Source organism: Hyphomicrobium sp. (assembly GCF_035687085.1).
GTDB lineage: Bacteria > Pseudomonadota > Alphaproteobacteria > Rhizobiales > Hyphomicrobiaceae > Hyphomicrobium_B.
Genome location: NZ_DASRYS010000017.1, coordinates 16,893 through 39,392, shown reverse-complemented (window position 1 = coordinate 39,392; position 22,500 = coordinate 16,893). Strand labels below are relative to the sequence as shown.

Genomic DNA, 22,500 nt, shown 5'->3' with positions numbered 1-22,500 from the left:
GAGTTGCCTCTAGGATCCTTACGCTTCTGGCGTCGATGAGCCGGCGTCCGAGGCCGCAGGCGCGTTGCCGCCGCCACCGCCACGTCCACCACGGCCGCCACGTCCCGGACGGCGATCACGGCGATCGCCACGGTCATCGTCACGACGCGGGCGCGGTGCGCCGCTTTCCTGCATTTCCGTGAGCTTCCGGTCGGAAGCCATCGGATCGTGCTCGATGATCTCGCCCTTGAAGACCCAAACCTTGATGCCGATGATGCCGTACGCCGTACGTGCAACGCCGTAGCCGAAGTCGATGTCGGCGCGGAGCGTGTGCAGCGGCACGCGGCCTTCGCGATACCATTCCGTACGGGCGATCTCAGCGCCGCCGAGACGGCCTGCAACGTTGATACGGATGCCGACTGCGCCGAGGCGGAGAGCCGACTGAACCGCCCGCTTCATGGCGCGGCGGAACGCAACGCGGCGCTCGAGCTGCTGGGCGATGCCTTCGGCGATCAGCGTGGCGTCGATCTCGGGCTTGCGGATCTCGAGGATGTTCAGGTGAACTTCCGAGCTCGTCAGCTTTGCGAGATCAGCGCGCAGGCGCTCGATCTTCTCACCCTTCTTACCGATCAGGATGCCCGGGCGGGCGGTCATGACGGTGACGCGGCACTTCTTGTGCGGGCGCTCGATGACAACCTTCGAGATGCCGGCTTCGCGCTGCTCTTTCATGATGTGAGCGCGGATCGCACGATCCTCGTGGAGCAGCTTGCCGTATTCGCCGCGAGCAGCGAACCAGCGGCTGTCCCAGGTCCGGTTGATACCGAGACGGAGGCCGACGGGATTGACTTTTTGACCCATATTACTTGGCCTCCTTGGCCGCCGCGGCGGACTTCGTGGCGGACTTCTTACCGGCTTTCTTCTTCTCGGCCTTGTCCTCTTCGACCTGACGGACGATGACGGTCAACTGCGAGAAAGGCTTCAGGATCGAAGCGCCGCGGCCGCGGCCGCGAGCGTGGAAGCGCTTCATCACCATGTTCTTGCCGACAAACGCCTCGGCAACGATCAGATCGTTGACGTCGAGCGAATGGTTGTTCTCGGCGTTCGCGACAGCGCTCATCACGCACTTGCGGACATCGCCGGCGATGCGCTTCTCGCTGAACTCGAGCACGGCCAAAGCCTGGTCGACCTTCTTGCCACGGATCAGGCCCGCGACGAGATTGAGCTTCTGCGGTGAAACGCGCAGCGATTTGAGGACTGCTTGGGCCTCGGTGTCGGGGAGGCGCCGCTCGTGGCTAGGCTTGCCCATTATCTCTTCACCGCTTTCTTGTCGCCGCCGTGCCCGTGGAAAATACGGGTCGGTGCGAATTCACCGAACTTGTGGCCAATCATGTCTTCCGTCACGTTGACGGGGATATGCTTCTGGCCGTTGTGCACGCCGAAGGTCAGTCCGACGAACTGGGGCAGGATCGTGGAGCGACGGCTCCAGATCTTGATTACTTCATTGCGCCCCGATGCGCGCGACTTGTCCGCCTTCTTAAGGAGGTAGCCGTCAACGAACGGACCTTTCCAGACTGAACGTGTCAAAGTCGATCTCCTTCAGTTCGCCGCTACTTCTTCGCCTTTTGGCGCGAGCGCACGATGTATTTCGTCGTCGTCTTGTTCTTGCGAGTCTTGAAGCCCTTGGTCGGCTTGCCCCAAGGCGTCGCCCAGTGCTTACCGCCCTTCGTACGACCACCGTTCGGGTGATCGACCGGGTTCATCGCGATCGAGCGAACCGTCGGACGGCGACCCTTCCAGCGGGTACGGCCGGCCTTGCCAGTCACGGTGTTCATGTGATCGGGGTTCGAAACCGCGCCCACAGTCGCCATGCATTCGGCGCTGACCTTGCGCGTCTCGCCCGAGTTCAGGCGCAACACGGCATAACCGGAGTCGCGGCCAACGAGCTGAACAAACGAACCTGCCGAACGTGCGACCTGTCCGCCCTTGCCCGGCTTCATTTCGACGTTGTGCACGATCGTGCCGATCGGCATCGCCGACAGCGGCATGGCATTGCCAGGTTTCACGTCGACCTTGGGTCCGGAGACGACGCTGTCGCCAACGGCCAAGCGCTGCGGCGCCAGGATGTAGGACTGCGTGCCGTCTTCGTACTTGATGAGAGCGATGAACGCGGTCCGGTTCGGATCGTACTCAAGGCGCTCAACGCTTGCGGGCGAATCGAACTTCCGGCGGCGGAAGTCGATCCGGCGATACGACTGCTTCGCGCCGCCGCCGATGTGGCGTGACGTGATGCGGCCATCGTTGTTGCGACCGCCGGTCTTCGTCTTGCCCTCGACGAGCGTCTTGAGCGGACCGCCCTTCCAGAGCATCGAACGATCGACCTGGATCAGGTGGCGGCGTCCGGGCGAAGTCGGGTTGTATGTCTTAAGCGCCATGATGCGTTATCCTCAGAGCCCAGTCGTCACGTCGATGGAATGGCCTTCCTCGAGCGTCACGATGGCCCTCTTCGTATCGCTCAACAGCGCCTTGACGCCCTTGAACGTTCTCTGCTTGCCCTTACGGACGATCGTATTGACCGCCTTCACCTTGACCTTGAACAAGCCCTCGATAGCGGACTTGATCTCGGGCTTCGTCGCGTCGCGCTTGACCTTGAAGATCACCTGGTTCGCCTCGGAGGCGAACGTCGCCTTCTCGGTGATGACCGGCGCGACGATGACGTCGTATGCGGAACGTTTGCTCGTCATTTGAAGCGCGCCTCCAGCGCTGCGACGGCAGCCCGTGTCAGAACCAGCTTCTTACGACGGAGGATGTCGTAGACGTTGATGCCCTGAACCGGGAGAACGTCGATGTTCGGAATGTTGCGAGCGGCGCGTGCGAATGCCGGCTCGAGCTCGGCGCCATCGATGATGAGGGCGTTGGAGAGCGAGAGCTTAGCGAACTGAGCCTTAAGCGCAGCTGTCTTCCCTTCGGCAGACGTCGCCTTGTCGATCACGACGATCTCGCCGGCCTTGGCCTTCGAGGACAGAGCGTGACGCAGAGCGAGCGCGCGAACCTTCTTGGGCAGGTCGATCGCATGCGAACGGGGCTTGGGGCCAAACGCCTTGCCGCCGCCGCGGAACTGCGGAGCCGACTTGTCGCCGTGACGGGCGCCGCCCGTGCCCTTCTGCTTGTACATCTTCTTACCCGTAACCGCGACTTCCGAGCGGTCCTGGGCATGATGCGTACCGGCCATGCGCTTCAGGGTCTGATAGCGCACCATACGGTGAATAAGATCCTTGCGGACCTCGAGCCCGAAGATATCGTCGACAAGCTCAATATCGCCGGCGCTGCCGGACTCGAGGCTGGTGACTTCGGCTTTCATCACGCGCCTTCCTTCTTAGCTTCGCCACGCGGCTTGAATGCGCCGGGTTTCGGAGCATCAGCGTGCGCGGCCTTCTTGACGGCGTCGCGAACAACAACCCAACCGCCCTTGGAACCTGGAACAGCGCCGCGAACCATCACGAGACCGCGTTCCTTATCGATCTTGGCAACGACGAGATTCTGCGTCGTGACGCGCTCGTCGCCCAGGTGTCCGGCCATTTTCTTGCCCTTGAACACCTTGCCCGGATCCTGACGCTGACCCGTCGAACCGTGGGCGCGGTGCGTGACCGAAACGCCGTGGGTTGCGCGCAGACCGCCGAAGTTCCAGCGCTTCATGGCGCCCTGGAAGCCCTTACCCTGCGTGGTGCCCGTCACGTCGACGAACTGGCCGGGGACGAAGTGGTCTGCGGTGATCTCCGCGCCAACATCGATGAGGTTCTCAGGGCTGACACGAAACTCAGCCAGCTTCCGCTTCGGCTCGACTTCAGCCTTCGCGAAAGTGCCACGTTCGGACTTCGTGAGACGCGAGGGCTTCCTCGTGCCGCCACCGACCTGGATCGCGGTATATCCGTTCTTCTCCTCGGTGCGGTGCGCGAGAACCTGCAGGTTCTCGAGACGCAGCACCGTTACGGGAACATGTTCGCCCGCGTCGGTGAAGATCCGGGTCATACCGATCTTCTGTGCTATTACTCCGGAACGCATCTGCATTCCTTCCTATCGTTGGGGCCATTCGCGTTACCGCCAGAGGGCCCGTAAGTTCTGGTTTTAGAGTTTGATCTCGACGTCGACGCCGGCTGCGAGATCGAGCTTCATCAGGGCATCGACCGTCTGAGGCGTGGGATCGACAATGTCGAGCAAACGCTTGTGGGTCCGCATCTCGAACTGCTCGCGGCTCTTCTTGTCGATGTGCGGCGAACGGTTCACCGTGAAGCGCTCGATGCGCGTCGGCAGCGGGATGGGACCGCGAACCTCAGCACCGGTACGCTTCGCCGTATTCACGATCTCGCGGGTCGACGCATCGAGTATTCGATGGTCGAAGGCTTTGAGCCGGATGCGGATGTTTTGGCCGTGCATGGCGTTTTGCTTTCACTTCTCGCAGAAAAAGATTTGGGGAAGCTTCCTGAGGGACGCTTCCCCTGAAATGCCTGCTACTCGATGATCTTCGTTACCACGCCAGCGCCGACCGTACGGCCGCCTTCACGGATGGCGAAGCGAACCTTCTCTTCCATCGCGATCGGCGAGACGAGCTCGACGGTGACCGAAACGTTGTCGCCCGGCATAACCATTTCCGTACCTTCGGCGAGCTTAACGGTGCCCGTGACGTCGGTCGTGCGGAAGTAGAACTGCGGACGATAGTTCGTGAAGAACGGCGTGTGACGGCCACCCTCTTCCTTGTTCAGGATGTAGGCTTCGGCAGCGAACTTCTTGTGCGGCTTAACGGAGCCCGGCTTGCAGAGAACCTGGCCACGCTCGACCGATTCCTTGTCGATGCCGCGCAGGAGGCAGCCGACGTTGTCGCCAGCTTCACCCGAGTCGAGCAGCTTGCGGAACATTTCGACGCCGGTCACGACCGACTTCTGCGTGTCGCGGAGACCAACGATCTCGACTTCTTCGCCGACCTTGATCACGCCGCGCTCGATACGGCCGGTGACGACCGTGCCGCGGCCCGAGATCGAGAACACGTCTTCGATCGGCATCAAGAAGGGCTGATCCTTCGGACGCTCAGGGATCGGGATGAACGTGTCCATCGCCTCGTAGAGCTTGATGATGGCTTCGTCAGCCAGCGGGCCCTTCTCACCGTTGAGCGCCTTGACGGCTGCGCCACGGATGACGGGGGTGTCGTCGCCGGGAAAGTTGTACTTCGAGAGAAGTTCACGGACTTCCATTTCGACGAGGTCGAGGAGTTCTTCGTCTTCGACGATGTCGCACTTGTTCAAGAAGACGACGATCTTCGGCACGCCGACCTGGCGAGCGAGCAGGATGTGCTCACGCGTCTGGGGCATCGGGCCGTCAACAGCCGACACGACGAGGATCGCGCCGTCCATCTGAGCCGCGCCGGTGATCATGTTCTTGACGTAGTCGGCGTGGCCGGGGCAGTCGACGTGAGCGTAGTGACGGTTCGGCGTCGCGTATTCGACGTGCGAGGTTGCGATCGTCAGAATCTTCGTCGGGTCGCGGCGGCCCTGGCTTTCGGAAGCCTTGGCGACTTCGTCGTAAGCAATCGAGGTCGACGTCCAGCCGCGGTCAGCTGAAACCTTCGTCAAAGCTGCAGTCAGCGTGGTCTTGCCGTGGTCGACGTGTCCGATCGTACCGACGTTGCAATGCGGCTTTGTCCGCTCGAATTTTGCCTTCGCCATCGTTGGCTCTCCTTAGTCCTACTATCAGGTCCCATGATCATACGATCAGGGCATTCAGGCTTCGTTGTCTTCGAGCTCGATGGCGGGATATCCACGCCGGCCAAGCCCAACTTCTTATCAGGCGTACTTGGCCTTGACCTCGTCCGCCACGTTGCGCGGTACGTCCGCATAGTGCGCGAACTGCATCGTGTACTGAGCGCGACCAGTCGACATCGAGCGCAGCGTGTTGATGTAGCCGAACATGTTTGCGAGCGGCACGTAGGCACGAATGACGACGGCGTTGCCACGCATTTCCTGGCTGCGGATCTGACCACGCCGGGAGTTGATGTCGCCAATGACGCCGCCGACGAAGTCCTGCGGCGAGACGACTTCAACGTCCATGATCGGCTCGAGCAGCTTCACGCCAGCCTTCTCGCAACCTTCCTTCATAGCCGCGCGGGTGGCGATTTCGAAGGCGATGGCAGACGAGTCAACTTCGTGGAAGGCGCCGTCATAAAGGTTGACCTTCATGTCGACCATCGGGAAGCCGATGAGCATGCCGCTATCCCAAACCGAGTTGACGCCCTTTTCGACGCCCGGGATGTATTCCTTCGGCACCGAGCCGCCGACGATCGTCGTCGTGAACTCGTTGCCCTTACCCGTCTCGTTGGGCTCAAGCTTCAGCTTAACGCGAGCAAATTGACCCGTACCGCCCGTCTGCTTCTTGTGCGTGTAATCGACATCGGCAGCGCGTGCGAGTGTCTCACGGTAGGCAACCTGCGGAGCGCCCGTGTTGGCTTCGACGCCGTAGGTGCGCTTCAGGATGTCGACCTTAATGTCGAGATGGAGCTCGCCCATGCCCTTCAGGATCGTCTCGCCCGATTCCGGATCGACTGAAACGCGGAACGAAGGATCTTCGAGCGCGAGCGTGTGCAGCGCGATCGCCATCTTTTCCTGGTCGGCCTTCGTCTTCGGCTCGACCTTCATTTCGATGACGGGGTTCGGGAACTCCATCTTCTCGAGAATGACAGGCTTCGACGGATCGCAGAGCGTTTCGCCCGTGCGCGTATCCTTCAGGCCCTGCAGAGCGACGATGTCGCCAGCAAAGGCTTCCTTGATTTCTTCGCGGTCAGCAGCATGCATCAGATACATGCGGCCGGCGCGCTCTTTCTTGTCGCGCGTCGTGTTCGCAAGCGCCATGCCCTGCTCGAGCTTGCCCGAGTAGATGCGGCAGAACGTGATCGAGCCTACGTGCTCGAAGCTCATGATCTTGAAGGCGATCATCGACAGCGGCTCGCTGTCGGACGGCTTGCGCAGAACTTCAGCTTCCGTCTTCGGATCGATGCCGGCGTAGGCTTCACGATCAACAGGCGACGGCAGGAAGTCGACAACAGCGTCGAGCAACGGCTGCACGCCCTTGTTCTTGAACGCCGAGCCGCACATCATCGGATAAAATGCGCGGGTCACGGTCGCCTTACGGATGAGCTTGCGCAGCGTGTCCTCGTCCGGCTCCTTGCCTTCGAGGTAGGCTTCCATGGCCGCGTCGTCCATTTCGACGGCGGCTTCGATCATAGCAGCGCGATATTCGGCAGCCTTGTCGGCGAGCTCGGCCGGAATCGGGCCTTCCTTCATCACGGCGTCTTTGCCGTCGCCGTCCCACGTGATCGCGACCATGCGGATGAGGTCTACGACGCCACGGAAGTCGGCTTCCGCGCCAATCGGGATCTGCAGCGGAACAGCGCGCGCACCAAGCTTATCCTTGATGTCGGCAAGGCACATGTAGAAGTCGGCGCCGGTCTTATCCATCTTGTTGGAGAAGATGATGCGCGGAACGTTGTACTTGTCGCCCTGACGCCAGACGGTTTCCGTCTGCGGCTCGACGCCCTGGTTGGAGTCGAGAACGCAAACAGCGCCGTCGAGCACGCGCAGCGAACGCTCGACTTCGATCGTGAAGTCGACGTGGCCTGGGGTGTCGATGATGTTCAGGCGGCGCTTTCTGCCGTCGCGGCCCGGCCAGAAGCAGGTCGTCGCGGCGGACGTAATCGTGATGCCGCGCTCAGCTTCCTGATCCATGAAGTCCATGGTCGCGGCGCCGTCGTGGACTTCGCCGATCTTGTAGGACTTACCGGTAAAATAGAGGACGCGCTCAGTCGTCGTCGTCTTCCCGGCATCAATGTGGGCCATGATGCCGAAATTGCGGTAGTCCTCGATTGGGTATTGCCGGGCCATAGCTGCCTCGAAATCCTTGTAAAAAAACTAGCGCGCCAGCCTACCAGCGGTAGTGCGAGAAGGCGCGGTTGGCTTCCGCCATCTTATGCGTGTCTTCACGCTTCTTGACGGCCGTGCCGCGATTATTGGCGGCGTCGAGCAATTCGCCCGAGAGCTTGTCAATCAGCGTCGATTCATTGCGCGCGCGAGCGGCCGAGATCAACCAGCGAATGGCGAGTGCCTGACGGCGCTCGTTACGAACTTCGACGGGCACCTGGTAGGTGGCGCCGCCGACGCGACGCGAGCGAACCTCTACCGACGGCATCACGTTATCGAGTGCCTGACGGAAGAGATCGATCGGGTTTGCCTTGCCCCGCTGCTCCATCTTCTCGAACGCACCATAGACCATGCGCTCAGCGACCGACTTCTTACCATGCTCCATCACCGCGTTCATGAACTTGGTGACCACGACATCGTTGAACTTCGGATCGGGGATCACTTCCCGCTTTTGCGCCGCGTGACGACGAGACATCCTGACTGATCCTTCGCTTCGAATTCTTCTTAAATCTTACGGGCCGGACGAACCGGCCCACCTGAGACCACTTATTACTTCGGACGCTTCGCGCCGTACTTCGAGCGGCGCTGACGGCGAGCCGAGACGCCCTGCGTATCGAGCACACCACGGATGATGTGGTAGCGAACGCCCGGCAAGTCCTTGACGCGGCCGCCACGGATCAGGACCACGGAGTGTTCCTGAAGGTTGTGACCCTCGCCCGGGATGTAGCCGATAACTTCGTAACCGTTGGTCAGCCGGATCTTGGCGACCTTACGCAAAGCGGAGTTCGGCTTCTTCGGCGTCGTCGTGTAGACGCGCGTGCAGACGCCACGCTTCTGCGGGCAAGCTTCCATGTGGCGCGATTTCTCGCGGTAGACTGGCTTTACCCGGGGCTTCCGGATCAACTGCTGTATCGTCGGCATTCGCCCAATCCTGACTTCGGGACGCACTCCGATGCGGAATGCGCCAAACAAACCTGCCAGGTGCGCGAAGTCCGCCCCTAGCAAGGAAAAAACCAGAGGATCATGCCGCCTTGGAGGTGGCAGATCTTGGCCCGTCGATGTGCTCTGCTTTATTACGGGAGCGTTTAGGTCCAAAATAGGCGCTGAAAGCGCCGGTGACCTACCACCAACCCGTGAGAGTGGGCGGAGCTATATACACACCCGCCATATTGGTCAACAGGCACTCGAAGACGTTGCGAAATTATTTTCGCGGAATCCGGTGCTGTGGGGCAAAGTTGAGCTGCGACCCGTTGTCGGTTCGCAGACTTAGCGCGTTTTCCGGCCGCAGAAATCCGGCCGATGGGCAATTTCCCCAAGAATCAGAAAGCGGCGTTCTTCGCAATCTAAAAAAGCGAAACGGCCGCTTCATGGCGAAGCGGCCGTTTCGATAGGTCTCAGCCATTCGGAAGGCGCGGAGGATTACTCCGCAGCCTCCTCCGTCGGGCGCCGGCGGCGGCGTGCAGCCGGCCCACCAGCAGCGTCAGGGGACGGCAGGTTGGTCGCCTTGGCCTTCTCCTTGGCAATCAGATCATCACGCTGCACCGCAACCTTGCGGAGCTGGCGCAGCATGCCACCCGTACCCGCCGGAATGAGGCGGCCGACGATGACGTTCTCCTTGAGACCCTCGAGCGTATCCGACTTGCCGTTGACGGCCGCGTCGGTGAGCACGCGCGTGGTTTCCTGGAAGGACGCCGCCGAGATGAACGAGCGCGTCTGCAGCGATGCCTTGGTGATGCCAAGCAGAACCGGGGTCGCGACTGCCGCACGCTTGCCGGCCTTCTGAGCCGCAGCGTTGACCTCGTCGAACTCGATACGATCGAGCTGCTCGCCCTTGATGAGCTCGGTCTCGCCCGCATCGGTCACTTCGACCTTCTGCAGCATTTGACGAACGATCACTTCGATATGCTTGTCGTTGATCGTCACGCCCTGCAGCCGGTAGACGTCCTGGATCTCGTTGATCAAGAAGTTGGCGAGTTCCTCGACGCCCTTGATGGCCAAGATGTCGTGCGGCGCCGGATTGCCGTCGTACACGAAGTCGCCACGCTCGACGCGATCGCCCGACTGGACCGCGAGGCTCTTGCCACGCGGGATCAGGTATTCGACCGCCTCTTGCGTCTCGTCATCAGGCTTGATCGTGATGCGCTGCTTGTTCTTGTAATCCTTGCCGAACTCGACGGTGCCAGAGATTTCCGCGAGGATCGCGTGATCCTTCGGACGCCGGGCCTCGAAGAGTTCCGCAACGCGCGGCAGACCACCGGTGATGTCGCCCGACTTCGCCGACGCCGTCGGAATACGAGCAAGAACGTCGCCCGCCTTCACTTCCGCGCCGCGATCGACCGAGAGGACAGCCTCGACCGAGAGCAGGTAGCGGGCGTCGCCGCCACGCGCGACCTTGATCGGCTTGCCTTTCGAGTCCTTGATCACAATGGCAGGCTTCAGCTCGTTGCCGCGCGGCGACGTACGCCAATCGACGATAACGCGGTTCGACGTGCCCTTCATCTCGTCCGTCTGTTCGCGGACCGATGCACCTTCGATCAAGTCTTCGAAATCGACTGTACCGTTGGCTTCCGAAAGGATCGGACGGGTATAGGGATCCCACGATGCGATCTTAGTGCCGCGCTTCACGGTATCGCCTTCGTCGACGAACATCCGCGAACCGTAGCTGATCTTATGCGTCGCGAGTTCCTTGCCCGACTGATCGACGATGACGACGGACATGATCCGGGTCATCGCAACGTTCTGGCCCTTCGAGTCCTTCGCGATGGCGCGGTTCTTAAGCTTCACCGTACCGTTGAAGTTCGACTCGATGAACGAGCTATCGACGAGGTTGGCCGTGCCGCCGATGTGGAACGTACGCATCGTCAGCTGGGTGCCCGGCTCACCGATCGACTGCGCGGCGATGACGCCGACAGCTTCACCGATGTTGACCGGCGTACCGCGAGCAAGGTCGCGGCCGTAGCACTTCGCGCACACGCCGTTGACCGTTTCGCAGGTCAGCACCGAGCGGATACGAACTTCCTGCAGTTCGGACTTGCCGATGGCTTCGGCCTGCTTCTCCTCGATCAGCTCGCCGTTCGGAACGATGACTTCGCCCGTGACCGGATGCTTGATGTCTTCCTGAGCCGTACGGCCAAGCACACGTGCCGCAAGCGACACGATGACCTGACCGGCGTCGACGACAGCCTGCACGTTGATGCCGGCGTCGGTTCCGCAATCGATCTCGGAGATGATGGCGTCCTGCGCGACGTCGACGAGACGGCGCGTGAGGTAGCCCGAGTTCGCCGTCTTCAAAGCGGTGTCGGCCAGACCCTTACGGGCGCCGTGCGTCGAGTTGAAGTACTCGAGAACGGACAAGCCTTCCTTGAAGTTCGAGATGATCGGCGTCTCGATGATTTCGCCCGAAGGCTTCGTCATGAGGCCGCGCATACCGGCGAGCTGCTTCATCTGCGCCGGCGAACCGCGCGCACCCGAGTGGCTCATCATGTAGACCGAGTTGATCGGCTTATCGCGGCCCGTCGCCTCGTCCTTATGGACCGACGAAATGCGGTCCATCATTTCCTTGGCGATCAAGTCCGTGCAGCGCGACCAGGCGTCGACGACCTTGTTGTACTTCTCGAGCTGCGTGATCAGACCGTCCTGATACTGCTGCTCGAAATCGCGGACTTCGACGTTGGTCTTCTCGACGATCTTTTCCTTCGTCTCGGGTATCAACATGTCGTCCTTGCCGAACGAGATGCCGGCCTTGAACGCGTGATGGAAGCCGAGCGCCATGATGCGGTCGCAGAAGATCACCGTCTCCTTCTGACCGCAGTTACGGTAGACCGCGTCGATCATCCCCGAGATGTTCTTCTTCGTCAGAAGCTGGTTGACGAGATCGAACTTCACGTTGCCCGACTTCGGCAGATGCTCAGCGAGGAGCATGCGGCCCGGCGTCGTCTCGTGGATTTCCACGATCGTCTCGCCATCCGGCGTCTTCGTCGTGAAACGGCCCTTCACCTTGGCGTGCAGCGTGACGGCCTTCGACTCGAGGGCGTGCTGCACCTCGTTGATCGAGCCCAGCAGCATGCCTTCGCCCGGCTCGTGGTCGCGCATCATCGACAGGTAGTAGAGACCCAACACGATGTCCTGCGACGGCACGATGATCGGCTGGCCGTTCGCGGGATGCAGAATGTTGTTCGTCGACATCATCAGGACGCGCGCTTCCAGCTGCGCTTCAAGCGACAGCGGAACGTGCACGGCCATCTGGTCGCCGTCGAAGTCGGCGTTGAAGGCGGCGCAGACCAGCGGGTGAAGCTGGATAGCCTTACCCTCGATGAGTTGTGGCTCGAACGCCTGAATGCCCAGGCGGTGAAGCGTCGGCGCGCGGTTCAGCATCACCGGATGCTCGCGAATGACCTCGTCGAGAACGTCCCAAACCTCGGGCTTCTCTTTTTCGACGAGCTTCTTCGCCTGCTTGACGGTTGCTGCCTGACCGAGCGTCTGGAGACGCGCGTAGATGAACGGCTTGAACAGCTCGAGCGCCATCTTCTTCGGCAGGCCGCACTGATGCAGCTTCAGCTCGGGACCGACGACGATGACCGAACGTCCGGAGTAGTCGACGCGCTTACCGAGCAAGTTCTGCCGGAAGCGGCCCTGCTTGCCCTTCAGCATGTCGGCGAGCGACTTCAGCGGACGCTTGTTGGCGCCGGTGATGACGCGGCCACGGCGGCCGTTGTCGAACAGCGCGTCGACGGCTTCCTGCAGCATCCGCTTTTCGTTGCGGATGATGATGTCGGGCGCGCGCAGCTCCATCAGCCGCTTCAGGCGGTTGTTACGGTTGATGACGCGGCGATAGAGGTCGTTCAGGTCGGACGTCGCGAAGCGGCCGCCATCGAGCGGAACGAGCGGACGCAGTTCCGGCGGGATGACCGGAACCTGCGTCAGGATCATCCACTCCGGACGGTTGCCGCTTTCCATGAAGGCTTCGATGACCTTAAGGCGCTTGCCGAGCTTCTTGGGCTTCAGTTCAGTCGTGGCTTCGGCGATCTCCTGGCGGAGCTGGACTGCGATCTTCTGCAGGTCCATCGCGGACAGAAGCTCGCGGATCGCCTCCGCGCCTATGCCGGCGGTGAAGGTGTCAGCGCCGTACTCGTCGATCGCCTGGTTGTACTGCTCTTCCGTCAACAGCTGACGCTCAGCAAACGGCGTCGTGCCCGGCTCGATGACGATGTAGTTCTCGAAATAGAGAACGCGCTCGAGATCCTTGAGCGCCATGTCCATCAAGAGGCCGATGCGCGAGGGCAGCGACTTCAGGAACCAGATGTGCGCGACGGGAGCGGCGAGCTCGATGTGGCCCATGCGCTCGCGCCGAACCTTTGCGAGCGTCACCTCGACGCCGCACTTTTCGCAGATCAGCCCCTTGTACTTCATGCGCTTGTACTTGCCGCACAAGCATTCGTAATCCTTGATCGGTCCAAAGATGCGGGCGCAGAACAGACCGTCGCGCTCCGGCTTGAACGTACGATAGTTGATCGTTTCGGGCTTTTTGATCTCACCATAGGACCAGGACAGGATGTCCTCGGGGGAAGCGATCGAGATCCGGATCTGGTCGAAGACCGGCACCGGAGCCTGCGACTTAAAAATGTTGGTGATTTCGTTCATCGGCTGTCTCCTCGGGGGCTCGGCGGGGGTAGCCCAGCCCGTGGAATCTAGTGGTCGTGTCGTGAAGGCCTCCGCCCGGGCGCGAGCGGAGGCCGTCTGCGTTGTTGGTTATTCGGCCGCTGGCGGCAGTTGCGCCTGAGGTGCTTCCTCTTCCGGCTCGGCTTCGGCTTCGATGATCGGCGGCGCCTCGCTGTTGACGAGTTCGACGTTGAGGCCGAGGGCGCGCATTTCCTTCACGAGCACGTTGAAGCTTTCCGGAACGCCGGCTTCGAATGCGTCGTCACCCCTGACGATCGCCTCGTAGACCTTGGTGCGGCCCGCGACGTCGTCCGACTTGATGGTGAGCATTTCCTGCAGCGTGTAGGCGGCACCGTAAGCTTCCAGGGCCCAGACCTCCATTTCGCCGAAGCGCTGACCGCCGAACTGCGCCTTGCCGCCCAGCGGCTGCTGGGTGACGAGCGAGTAAGGCCCAATCGAACGGGCGTGGATCTTGTCGTCGACAAGGTGGTGCAGCTTCAGAACGTACTTGTAGCCGACCGTGACCTTGCGGTCGAAGGGCTCGCCCGTGCGTCCGTCGAACAGCGTCGACTGGCCGGACGTATCGAAGCCCGCGAGCTGCAACATCTCGACGATGTCCTTTTCGCGCGCGCCGTCGAACACCGGCGTGGCGATCGGAACGCCCGTCTTGAGGTTTTCCGCGAGGCCGACGAGTTCTTCGTCCTTCATCGCCGGCGGGATCTCGTCCTGACCGTAGACGCGGGTCATCTGATCGCGCAACGCCTTCGCCTGCCCACTCTCGTGGAACTGATGGATGGCGTCGTCGATCATGCGGCCGAGACCGCGGCACGCCCAGCCAAGATGCGTCTCGAGAATCTGTCCGACGTTCATACGGCTCGGCACGCCGAGCGGGTTCAGAACGACGTCGACCGGCGTGCCGTCCTCGAGGAACGGCATGTCTTCCGACGGGACGATCATCGACACGACACCCTTGTTGCCGTGACGGCCGGCCATCTTATCGCCCGGCTGGATCTTGCGCTTCACTGCGACGAAGACCTTGACCATCTTCATCACGCCCGGAGGCAGCTCGTCACCGCGCTGGAGCTTGTCGACCTTGTCCGCGAAGCGGAGGCCCAAGCCCTTCTTGGCGTCTTCGTACTGCTTCTGGATGGCTTCGACTTCGGCCTGCGCCTTCTCGTTGGCCAGACCGATTTCCCACCACTGGCTGCGCGGAATGTCGTCGAGGATCGCGGTGTCGATCACCGTGCCCTTGCGCGCATTCTTCGGACCCTTGGCGACTTCCTTGCCCATCAGCGCGTCTTTGAGACGTGCGTAGACGTTGCGGTCGAGGATCTGCAATTCGTCGTCGCGGTCCTTTGCGAGACGCTCGATCTCCTCGCGCTCGATCGCCATCGCACGCTCGTCTTTCTCGACGCCGTGACGATTGAAGACGCGGACTTCGACGATCGTTCCGGCAACGCCCGGCGGCAGACGGAGCGAGGTATCGCGCACGTCGGACGCCTTCTCGCCGAAGATGGCGCGAAGCAGCTTCTCTTCCGGCGTCATCGGGCTTTCGCCCTTCGGCGTGATCTTGCCGACGAGGATGTCGCCCGGATGAACTTCAGCGCCGATGTAGACGATGCCGGCTTCGTCGAGGTTCTTCAGCGCTTCTTCCGAAACGTTCGGGATATCGCGCGTGATTTCCTCGGGCCCGAGCTTCGTATCTCGCGCCATGACCTCGAATTCCTCGATGTGGATCGAGGTGAACACGTCCTCAGAGACGACGCGTTCGTTCATCAGGATCGAGTCTTCGAAGTTGTAGCCCATCCACGGCATGAACGCGACGAGCACGTTCTTGCCGAGCGCCAGTTCGCCGAGCTCCGTCGACGGACCGTCAGCGATGATGTCACCTGCTTTCACGTAGTCGCCGACGTTGATCAGCGGACGCTGGTTGATACAGGTGTTCTGGTTCGAACGCTGGAACTTGCGCAGACGATAGATGTCGACGCCCGGCTTCGAGGGATCCTGCTCTTCGGTTGCACGGATAACGATACGGGTTGCATCGACCTGGTCGACGATGCCCGTACGGCGCGCCGCGATGGCGGCGCCCGAGTCCTGCGCCACACGCTCTTCCATGCCGGTTCCGACCAGCGGCGCTTCCGCCTTGATCAGAGGAACGGCCTGACGCTGCATGTTCGAGCCCATCAGCGCGCGGTTGGCGTCGTCGTTCTCGAGGAACGGAATGAGCGCGGCCGCGACGGAGACGAGCTGCTTCGGCGACACGTCGATGTAGTCGACCTTGTCCGTCGGTACGAGCATGACGTCGCCGTTGTGGCGAACGGTGACGAGATCTTCCGTCAGCTTGCCCTTGGAATCGATGGCGGCGTTTGCCTGCGCCACGTGGTGACGCATCTCTTCCATAGCCGAGAGATAGGCGACCTCGTCCGTCACACGGCCGTTGACGACCTTGCGATACGGGCTCTCGATGAAGCCGTACTTGTTCACGCGCGCGAAGGTCGCGAGCGAGTTGATCAGACCGATGTTCGGGCCTTCCGGCGTCTCAATCGGGCAGATACGGCCGTAGTGCGTCGGATGCACGTCGCGAACTTCGAAGCCCGCGCGCTCACGCGTGAGGCCGCCCGGTCCAAGTGCCGAAAGACGGCGCTTGTGGGTGATCTCGGACAGCGGGTTCGTCTGGTCCATGAACTGCGAGAGCTGCGAGGATCCGAAGAACTCGCGCACTGCAGCGGCTGCCGGCTTGGCGTTGATAAGGTCCTGCGGCATCACCGTGTCGATATCGACCGACGACATACGCTCCTTGATCGCGCGCTCCATGCGCAGCAGGCCGACGCGATACTGGTTCTCCATCAGCTCGCCGACGGAGCGAACGCGGCGGTTGCCGAGATGGTCGATGTCGTCGATCTCGCCCTTGCCGTCACGCAGATCGACAAGCGTCTTCACGACCGCGAGGATGTCTTCCTTGCGGAGCACGCGCATCGTGTCGGGCGCGTCGAGCTCGAGGCGCATGTTCATCTTCACGCGGCCGACGGCCGAGAGGTCGAAGCGCTCGGGATCGAAGAACAGGCCGTGGAACAGCGCGGTCGCCGCTTCGATTGTCGGCGGCTCGCCCGGGCGCATGACCCGGTAGATGTCCATCAGCGCTTCCTGCTGATTGGCGTTCTTGTCGATGTTGAGCGTGTTGCGGATGAACGCGCCGGTGTTGACGTAGTCGATGTCGAGGATGTGGAATTCCTTGACCTTCTGCTCCTTGAGCTCGGCCAGCAGGTTCTCATCCAGCTCGTCACCGGCTTCGGCGAAGATCTTGCCCGTCTCGAGATCGACGATGTCTTCGGCGATGAAGCGGCCAGCGAGATCTTCAGCGGAGATCAGGATTTCCTTGACGCCGCTCTCGGCAATCTCGCGTGCGCGCCGCGCCGTGATCTTCTCACCAGCGTGCGCAATGACTTCACCGGTCTTGGCGTCGGCAATGTCGGACTGCGGAGTTACGCCGCGGAATTTCTCCGAAATGAACGGCATCTTCCAGCCGCGCTTCGATTCCTTGATCGGGATGTGCTTGTAGAAGTGCGCTAAGATCTCCTCGTCATCGAGGCCGAGCGCATACAGCATCGTCGTCACCGGCAGCTTGCGGCGACGGTCGATGCGCACATAGACGTTGTCCTTCGCGTCGAACTCGAAATCGAGCCACGAGCCGCGATAGGGAATGATGCGAGCCGCGAACAACAGCTTGCCGGACGAGTGCGTCTTGCCGCGATCGTGGTCGAAGAAGACGCCCGGGGAGCGGTGCATCTGCGAGACGATGACGCGCTCGGTGCCGTTGATGATGAAGGTGCCGTTCAAGGTCATGAGCGGCATGTCGCCCATGTAGACGTCCTGCTCCTTGACGTCCTTGATCGACTTGGAACCCGTCTCTTCGTTCACGTCGAACACGATCAGACGCAGCTTGACTTTGAGCGGCGCCGCGTATGTCATATCGCGCTGCATGCACTCGTCGGTGTCAAACTTCGGCGGTTCGAATTCGTAGCTGACGAATTCCAGCGTGGCCTTGCCGGCAAAGTCCGAGATCGGGAACACGCCGCGGAAAACGGACTGGAGTCCGAAGTCGTCCGACCGTCCGCCCGGCGGCTCTTTGACCATCAGGAAGTCATCATAAGAAGCCTTCTGAACCTCAATGAGGTTCGGCATCTTCGCGACTTCACCGAGAGAACCAAATTGCTTGCGGAGGCGTTTGCGGCTGGTGAGGGTTTGAGCCATATCGGTCCCTTCGTGCTCTCGTTTGCGGGGCAGACCCGCGATCCAAATGCGACGCGCTCAGGGTCCCTGGAAAACCGGGACCTCTTGAAACGGTTCACCGGAAGGTCCGTTTTGAGGCTCGCGTGAACCCCAGACCCTCCGGAAAACCGTTTTGTTTGCGCATTGAAGCTCCACGTCTGGAGCCGGCTACAATGCGCGGAATTTTCGTGTCGCCCTGCCTCTGGGCGGGAAGCATGCATCGGCACCGGCGGGGTTGAACCCAGCCGGTGCCGATACTCGATTACTTCACTTCGACGACTGCGCCCTGATCCTCAAGCTGCTTCTTGAGCTTCTGGGCTTCGTCCTTCGAAACGCCTTCCTTCACGGTCTTGCCACCGGCCTCGACGAGGTCCTTGGCTTCCTTCAGGCCGAGACCCGTGATGGCGCGAACTTCCTTGATGACGTTGATCTTCTTGTCGCCGCCAGACTTCAGGATGACGGTGAACTCCGTCTGCTCTTCGGCCGGTGCAGCGGCAGCGCCGGCTGCAGGTGCGGCAACTGCGACAGCTGCTGCTGCCGACACGCCCCACTTCTCTTCCAGAGCCTTGGCAAGCTCAGCGGCTTCGAGCACGGTCAGGCTCGAAAGGTCATCAACAATTTTCTCGATCTTAGACATATATAGGGTCCTTACGGTTTGAACCTAGAGGTTGAATTGCAGCACCCGCCTTTCGGGCCGTGCCGCATGTGGTTTTCGAGGGCTCAAAGAGCCCACAACGGGGCGTTGGCTTAAGCAGCAGCCTCTTCCTTCGACGCCTTCGCCTGGATGACGCGTGCGAGCTTGGCACCGGGCTCCTTGACGGTCCGGGCGATCTTCGTCGCCGGAGCATTCAAGAGACCGATGATCTTCGCGCGCAGTTCATCAAGCGACGGCAGATCGGCAAGAGCCTGTACGCCTTTCGCGTCAAGGATGGTTTTGCCCATCGCGCCGCCGAGGATGACGAGCTTGTCGTTCCCCTTGGCATAGGCGACGGTTGCCTTGGCCGCAGCGATCGGATCCGTCGAGAAGGCCAGAACGGTCGGGCCCTTCAAAAGATCTGAAAGCTTTTCGGCGTCGGTATCCTTGAGCGCGAGCTGCGCCAGCTTGTTCTTGGCCACCTTCACAGAACCGCCGGCTTCTTTAACGCGCCTGCGGAGTTCTGCGGATTGAGCGGCCACCATGCCGGTGTTGTGGGCGACGACGACCACACCTGTGCTTTTCAGCTCGGCGTGGAGGTAGTCTATGAGCTCACGTTTCGCGGCTCTATCCACGTCTCGTCTCCTTGCTGCGGAGCCCCATTGACGAAGCCCCGCGGGTTGCACCTTTGCCGCCGTCTCCGTTCAGGATCGGGCAACTCTTGGTCTGTCCTCGTTCCCGTGGACCGCGTGTGATAAGCGGCACGGTGCTGACCCAGAAGGTTCAAACCGAACCCGAGGCTCTCGCCCCAAATTCGATCCACTTCTGTCTCATGCAGGCCCTCTCCGAAGAGAGACTTAGACGTTCCGGCGAACCGGGCCGCACCCACAATCTCGGACAGTGCCGAACCGAAGCGCGAAGCCCCGGTTCGGGGTTTTCCGGGTTGCCCCGGAATTCTTCAAAACTTAGACGACAGGTCCCGTTGCGACGGTCGCCGTATCGAGCTTCAGGCCCGGCCCCATGGTCGAGGACAGCGAAGCCTTCTTCAGGTACGTGCCCTTCGAGCCCGCCGGCCTGGCCTTGATGACCGCGTCGACGAATGCCTTGATGTTCTGGACCAGAGCTTCCTCGGTGAAGCTCGCCTTGCCGACGCCGGCGTGGACGATGCCCGCCTTCTCGACACGGAACTCGACCGAGCCGCCCTTCGCGCCCTTGACGGCGCCCGTGACGTCCATCGTCACCGTGCCGACGCGCGGGTTCGGCATCAGGCCGCGAGGACCCAGAACCTTACCTAGGCGGCCGACGAGGCCCATCATGTCCGGCGTCGCGATGCAACGCTCGAAGTTGATCTGGCCCTTCGAGACGATTTCGACGAGGTCTTCGGCCCCGACGATGTCGGCACCGGCAGCCTTGGCTTCTTCAGCCTTAGCGCCGCGAGCGAACACGGCAACGCGTGCCGTGCGGCCCGAGCCGTTCGGCAAGTTGCAGACGCCGCGAACCATCTGGTCGGCGTGCTTGGGGTCAACGCCGAGGTTGAGAGCAACCTCGATCGTCTCATCGAACTTCGCCTTGGCGCGTTCCTTGATGATCTTCACGGCTTCGTCGATGCCGTAGGCCTTACCGGCCGGAAGACCCTGCTTGACGGCGGCCATGCGCTTGCCGCCGGCTTCGCGCGTTTCCTTGATCTTTTCTGCGCTGATCTGAGCTTTTGCCATTGGACTACTCCACCACCTTGAGACCCATCGAACGCGCGCTACCCGCAAGCGTGCGGGCGGCGGCCTCGAGGTCGTCGGTGTTCATGTCCTTGAGCTTGCCCTTGGCAATCTCGCGCAGCTGATCGATCGTCACCTGACCGGCAACGATACGGCCCGGCTCCTTGGAGCCCTGACCGCCCTTGCCCGTCGGACGCAGACCAGCAGCCTTCTTGATCAGATACGTCGCCGGAGGCTGGCGCATCTCGAACGTGAAGGAGCGGTCGGAGTAGACCGTGATCTTCACCGGAATGGGCGTGCCCTGCTCGAGGTCCTTCGTTTTCGCGTTGAAGGACTTGCAGAATTCCATGATGTTGACGCCGCGCTGACCAAGCGCGGGACCGATCGGAGGCGACGGATTGGCCGCCCCAGCCGGCACTTGAAGATTGATGAAGCCGTCTATTTTCTTCGCCATAGTTCCCCTTCAGCGTTAGAGCCCATGCCGGATGGCCGGGCTCAGGGTTAGCGGTCCAACGGACTGGCCTCCTCTTCGGACGGCCCGCCCTCCCGCACATCGCCGCTTCGGAATTTCTCATCCCGATGCGGTCTCCGGCGGCTTTGCGCCAGAACTTGCTTATGCCTGCATCGCCAAACTGGCGACGTTAACCAGGCACCTTCTCAACCTGCGTAAACTCGAGCTCGACCGGCGTCGGGCGCCCGAAAATCGAAACCGCGACCTTGACGCGCGAACGCTCTTCGTCGACCTCTTCGACGATGCCGGTGAACGAGGCGAACGGGCCGTCGGCCACCTTGACGTTCTCGCCAATCTCGAAGGTGATCGTCGGCTTCGGCCGCTCGACGCCTTCCTTGACCTGGTTCAGAATCCGCATCGCCTCGGCTTCCGGGATCGGCATCGGCTTGTTGTCGGCGCCGAGGAATCCCGTGACCTTGGGCGTGTTCTTGATCATGACGAACGCGGCGTCGGTCATCTTCATTTTGACGAGCACATAGCCCGGCAGAAATTTGCGCTCGGTCGGGATTTTCCGGCCACGCTTGATTTCAACGACCTCTTCAGTCGGGACGACGATCTCTTCGAACAGACCCTCTAGCCCGCCCGCCTTGGCGCGCTCGCGGATAGCGTCAGCGACCTTGCGTTCGAAGTTCGTGTATGCGTGCACGATGTACCAGCGCGTACCGGCAACCGATGCTTTATCTTCGCGTTCTTGCGCGACAACCATTCTTAAAGGCCCTCTGGCGCGTCACTAAAACCGTTGATGCGAGCCGATCTTCAGGTGCCCACCCCTAATACGAAACGGACGATATGGCTCAACGCCTGATCAACGAGCAAAAAGAAAACAGAGGCGAGCGCGACCATGATGAGCACCATCAAAGTCGTGATCCACACCTCTTTCCGGGTCGGCCAGGTCACCTTGGCGACTTCCTGCCGAACTTCCTTCATAAAGGTTATGGGATTCAACTTCGCCATCTAAACTGCTTTCCGTGCGCATAAGCGACAACATGCCGCACCGGCCGTCGGTAGTTCTACCGGGCCGGTCGGCAAATCAAACCTCGTGAGGCTGGCAGGGGCGGAGGGTCTCGAACCCCCGACCTTCGGTTTTGGAGACCGACGCTCTACCAATTGAGCTACACCCCTAAACGCGATGTGGGTAAGAACCCGACATCGAGCAGCCTCTTTCGGGGCGTGCACCCTTAACTGAAGTTTGAGGCCTTGTCAGCCCCGCTCGTGCCTTTTTTTACCGAACCGGCACGGTTTGCACCGAAAGCGCCGAAAATTTCTTGATTCCGGCCGGTTGGGGGCCCGCCCGGAGGGGCGTCAGGGGCCAGGATTCGTCCAGGGGCCGGGCGACGCCGATGCGAGACCGTTCTCCTCGATCGGCTCAATGACCACCGCAGACCCATAGGCCAGAACCTCGGTCACGGCTGCCGCGATCTCGTTGGCATCGTAGCGCATCGCGACCACGGCGTTGGCCCCCATGCTTTGCGCGTGCTCGACGAGAAGATCGAAGGCTTCCTGCCGGGTGTGCTCGGCGAGCCGGGTGTAGACCGAGATATTGCCGCCGAAGAAAATCTGGATTGCGGCGCCGATATTGCCGATGACGCTGCGCGAGCGGACCGTCAGGCCGCGCACGAGACCGAGATGGCGAACGATACGATACCCTGGAATGTCGTTCGTTGTGACGACGAGCATGGCAGTCCCCTTTCATCCGTCCGGCACGGCCGAACGCCACTGATTCTCCCGCAACGCTAGCGCGAGATCCGGTCCGTTACGACGGCCGGTCGCTAAATCTTT

21 protein-coding genes and 1 tRNA gene are annotated in these 22,500 nt (G+C 61.4%); all 22 read right to left on the bottom strand.

Annotation, left to right across the window (positions count from 1 at the left end):
- Positions 1 to 18: 18 nt before the first annotated feature.
- The gene (rpsC, locus tag VFG26_RS14615) at positions 19 to 837 is read right to left on the bottom strand and encodes a 30S ribosomal protein S3 (RefSeq protein WP_325026588.1); all 819 of its coding nucleotides are present in this window, start codon (positions 835 to 837) and stop codon (positions 19 to 21) included.
- 1 nt (position 838) lies between these two features.
- Complete coding sequence (gene rplV, locus VFG26_RS14610; RefSeq protein ID WP_325026586.1) at positions 839 to 1,285, bottom strand: 50S ribosomal protein L22; 447 nt, start codon at positions 1,283 to 1,285, stop codon at positions 839 to 841.
- Positions 1,285 to 1,563 carry a 30S ribosomal protein S19 gene (gene rpsS, locus VFG26_RS14605; RefSeq protein ID WP_045835880.1) on the bottom strand — a complete coding sequence of 93 codons (279 nt, stop codon included), beginning with the start codon at positions 1,561 to 1,563 and terminating at the stop codon, positions 1,285 to 1,287. The genes rplV and rpsS overlap by 1 nt, the downstream gene beginning before the upstream one ends.
- A 23-nt stretch (positions 1,564 to 1,586) precedes the next feature.
- On the bottom strand, positions 1,587 to 2,411 hold the full coding sequence (gene rplB, locus VFG26_RS14600) for a 50S ribosomal protein L2 (RefSeq protein ID WP_325026583.1): 825 nt from the start codon (positions 2,409 to 2,411) through the stop codon (positions 1,587 to 1,589).
- Between the two features lie 12 nt (positions 2,412 to 2,423).
- Entirely contained in the window at positions 2,424 to 2,720 is a 297-nt protein-coding gene (locus tag VFG26_RS14595) for a 50S ribosomal protein L23 (RefSeq protein ID WP_045835878.1), read from the bottom strand.
- Complete coding sequence (rplD, locus tag VFG26_RS14590; RefSeq protein ID WP_325026581.1) at positions 2,717 to 3,337, bottom strand: 50S ribosomal protein L4; 621 nt, start codon at positions 3,335 to 3,337, stop codon at positions 2,717 to 2,719. The genes VFG26_RS14595 and rplD overlap by 4 nt, the downstream gene beginning before the upstream one ends.
- A complete protein-coding gene (gene rplC, locus VFG26_RS14585) occupies positions 3,337 to 4,038 on the bottom strand; it encodes a 50S ribosomal protein L3 (protein WP_325026579.1) in 702 nt (233 codons plus the stop codon). The genes rplD and rplC overlap by 1 nt, the downstream gene beginning before the upstream one ends.
- 63 nt (positions 4,039 to 4,101) lie before the next feature.
- The gene (gene rpsJ / locus VFG26_RS14580; RefSeq protein WP_013215045.1) at positions 4,102 to 4,410 is read right to left on the bottom strand and encodes a 30S ribosomal protein S10; all 309 of its coding nucleotides are present in this window, start codon (positions 4,408 to 4,410) and stop codon (positions 4,102 to 4,104) included.
- 74 nt (positions 4,411 to 4,484) lie between these two features.
- Entirely contained in the window at positions 4,485 to 5,693 is a 1,209-nt protein-coding gene (tuf, locus tag VFG26_RS14575; protein ID WP_325026575.1) for an elongation factor Tu, read from the bottom strand.
- Between the two features lie 117 nt (positions 5,694 to 5,810).
- Positions 5,811 to 7,901, bottom strand: coding sequence for an elongation factor G (gene fusA, locus VFG26_RS14570; protein ID WP_325026573.1), 2,091 nt, complete (start codon positions 7,899 to 7,901; stop codon positions 5,811 to 5,813).
- A gap of 40 nt (positions 7,902 to 7,941) precedes the next feature.
- Complete coding sequence (gene rpsG / locus VFG26_RS14565; protein WP_013948195.1) at positions 7,942 to 8,412, bottom strand: 30S ribosomal protein S7; 471 nt, start codon at positions 8,410 to 8,412, stop codon at positions 7,942 to 7,944.
- A 74-nt stretch (positions 8,413 to 8,486) separates the two neighbouring features.
- Positions 8,487 to 8,858 (bottom strand): 30S ribosomal protein S12, encoded by a 372-nt coding sequence (rpsL, locus tag VFG26_RS14560; RefSeq protein WP_013948196.1) that lies wholly within the window; start codon positions 8,856 to 8,858, stop codon positions 8,487 to 8,489.
- 498 nt (positions 8,859 to 9,356) lie between these two features.
- Complete coding sequence (rpoC, locus tag VFG26_RS14555; RefSeq protein WP_325026566.1) at positions 9,357 to 13,577, bottom strand: DNA-directed RNA polymerase subunit beta'; 4,221 nt, start codon at positions 13,575 to 13,577, stop codon at positions 9,357 to 9,359.
- A 108-nt stretch (positions 13,578 to 13,685) separates the two neighbouring features.
- The gene (rpoB, locus tag VFG26_RS14550; protein ID WP_325026564.1) at positions 13,686 to 17,846 is read right to left on the bottom strand and encodes a DNA-directed RNA polymerase subunit beta; all 4,161 of its coding nucleotides are present in this window, start codon (positions 17,844 to 17,846) and stop codon (positions 13,686 to 13,688) included.
- 280 nt (positions 17,847 to 18,126) lie between these two features.
- Positions 18,127 to 18,501 carry a 50S ribosomal protein L7/L12 gene (rplL, locus tag VFG26_RS14545; RefSeq protein WP_045835870.1) on the bottom strand — a complete coding sequence of 125 codons (375 nt, stop codon included), beginning with the start codon at positions 18,499 to 18,501 and terminating at the stop codon, positions 18,127 to 18,129.
- 110 nt (positions 18,502 to 18,611) lie between these two features.
- Entirely contained in the window at positions 18,612 to 19,133 is a 522-nt protein-coding gene (gene rplJ, locus VFG26_RS14540) for a 50S ribosomal protein L10 (RefSeq protein WP_325026559.1), read from the bottom strand.
- A 330-nt stretch (positions 19,134 to 19,463) separates the two neighbouring features.
- Positions 19,464 to 20,213, bottom strand: coding sequence for a 50S ribosomal protein L1 (rplA, locus tag VFG26_RS14535; RefSeq protein ID WP_325026558.1), 750 nt, complete (start codon positions 20,211 to 20,213; stop codon positions 19,464 to 19,466).
- Between the two features lie 4 nt (positions 20,214 to 20,217).
- The gene (gene rplK / locus VFG26_RS14530; protein WP_325026556.1) at positions 20,218 to 20,664 is read right to left on the bottom strand and encodes a 50S ribosomal protein L11; all 447 of its coding nucleotides are present in this window, start codon (positions 20,662 to 20,664) and stop codon (positions 20,218 to 20,220) included.
- A gap of 187 nt (positions 20,665 to 20,851) precedes the next feature.
- On the bottom strand, positions 20,852 to 21,427 hold the full coding sequence (gene nusG / locus VFG26_RS14525; protein ID WP_325026554.1) for a transcription termination/antitermination protein NusG: 576 nt from the start codon (positions 21,425 to 21,427) through the stop codon (positions 20,852 to 20,854).
- A gap of 50 nt (positions 21,428 to 21,477) precedes the next feature.
- A complete protein-coding gene (secE, locus tag VFG26_RS14520) occupies positions 21,478 to 21,675 on the bottom strand; it encodes a preprotein translocase subunit SecE (RefSeq protein WP_325026552.1) in 198 nt (65 codons plus the stop codon).
- 92 nt (positions 21,676 to 21,767) lie between these two features.
- Positions 21,768 to 21,843: transfer RNA gene (locus tag VFG26_RS14515), tRNA-Trp, on the bottom strand.
- A 180-nt stretch (positions 21,844 to 22,023) separates the two neighbouring features.
- The gene (locus tag VFG26_RS14510; RefSeq protein WP_325026550.1) at positions 22,024 to 22,398 is read right to left on the bottom strand and encodes a YbjQ family protein; all 375 of its coding nucleotides are present in this window, start codon (positions 22,396 to 22,398) and stop codon (positions 22,024 to 22,026) included.
- Between the last annotated feature and the right edge of the window lie 102 nt (positions 22,399 to 22,500).

Bases quoted from the DNA above. Each gene is read 5' to 3' on its own strand.
- rplA (WP_325026558.1), bottom strand. From the start codon at position 20,213: ATGGCAAAAGCTCAGATCAGCGCAGAAAAGATCAAGGAAACGCGCGAA.
- rpsC (WP_325026588.1), bottom strand. From the start codon at position 837: ATGGGTCAAAAAGTCAATCCCGTCGGCCTCCGTCTCGGTATCAACCGG.
- nusG (WP_325026554.1), bottom strand. From the start codon at position 21,427: ATGGTTGTCGCGCAAGAACGCGAAGATAAAGCATCGGTTGCCGGTACG.
- fusA (WP_325026573.1), bottom strand. From the start codon at position 7,901: ATGGCCCGGCAATACCCAATCGAGGACTACCGCAATTTCGGCATCATG.
- rplC (WP_325026579.1), bottom strand. From the start codon at position 4,038: ATGCGTTCCGGAGTAATAGCACAGAAGATCGGTATGACCCGGATCTTC.
- rplK (WP_325026556.1), bottom strand. From the start codon at position 20,664: ATGGCGAAGAAAATAGACGGCTTCATCAATCTTCAAGTGCCGGCTGGG.
- tuf (WP_325026575.1), bottom strand. From the start codon at position 5,693: ATGGCGAAGGCAAAATTCGAGCGGACAAAGCCGCATTGCAACGTCGGT.
- rpsG (WP_013948195.1), bottom strand. From the start codon at position 8,412: ATGTCTCGTCGTCACGCGGCGCAAAAGCGGGAAGTGATCCCCGATCCG.
- rplL (WP_045835870.1), bottom strand. From the start codon at position 18,501: ATGTCTAAGATCGAGAAAATTGTTGATGACCTTTCGAGCCTGACCGTG.
- rpoC (WP_325026566.1), bottom strand. From the start codon at position 13,577: ATGAACGAAATCACCAACATTTTTAAGTCGCAGGCTCCGGTGCCGGTC.
- rplV (WP_325026586.1), bottom strand. From the start codon at position 1,285: ATGGGCAAGCCTAGCCACGAGCGGCGCCTCCCCGACACCGAGGCCCAA.
- rplB (WP_325026583.1), bottom strand. From the start codon at position 2,411: ATGGCGCTTAAGACATACAACCCGACTTCGCCCGGACGCCGCCACCTG.
- rpoB (WP_325026564.1), bottom strand. From the start codon at position 17,846: ATGGCTCAAACCCTCACCAGCCGCAAACGCCTCCGCAAGCAATTTGGT.
- rpsJ (WP_013215045.1), bottom strand. From the start codon at position 4,410: ATGCACGGCCAAAACATCCGCATCCGGCTCAAAGCCTTCGACCATCGA.
- VFG26_RS14595 (WP_045835878.1), bottom strand. From the start codon at position 2,720: ATGACGAGCAAACGTTCCGCATACGACGTCATCGTCGCGCCGGTCATC.
- VFG26_RS14510 (WP_325026550.1), bottom strand. From the start codon at position 22,398: ATGCTCGTCGTCACAACGAACGACATTCCAGGGTATCGTATCGTTCGC.
- secE (WP_325026552.1), bottom strand. From the start codon at position 21,675: ATGGCGAAGTTGAATCCCATAACCTTTATGAAGGAAGTTCGGCAGGAA.
- rplD (WP_325026581.1), bottom strand. From the start codon at position 3,337: ATGAAAGCCGAAGTCACCAGCCTCGAGTCCGGCAGCGCCGGCGATATT.
- rpsL (WP_013948196.1), bottom strand. From the start codon at position 8,858: ATGCCGACGATACAGCAGTTGATCCGGAAGCCCCGGGTAAAGCCAGTC.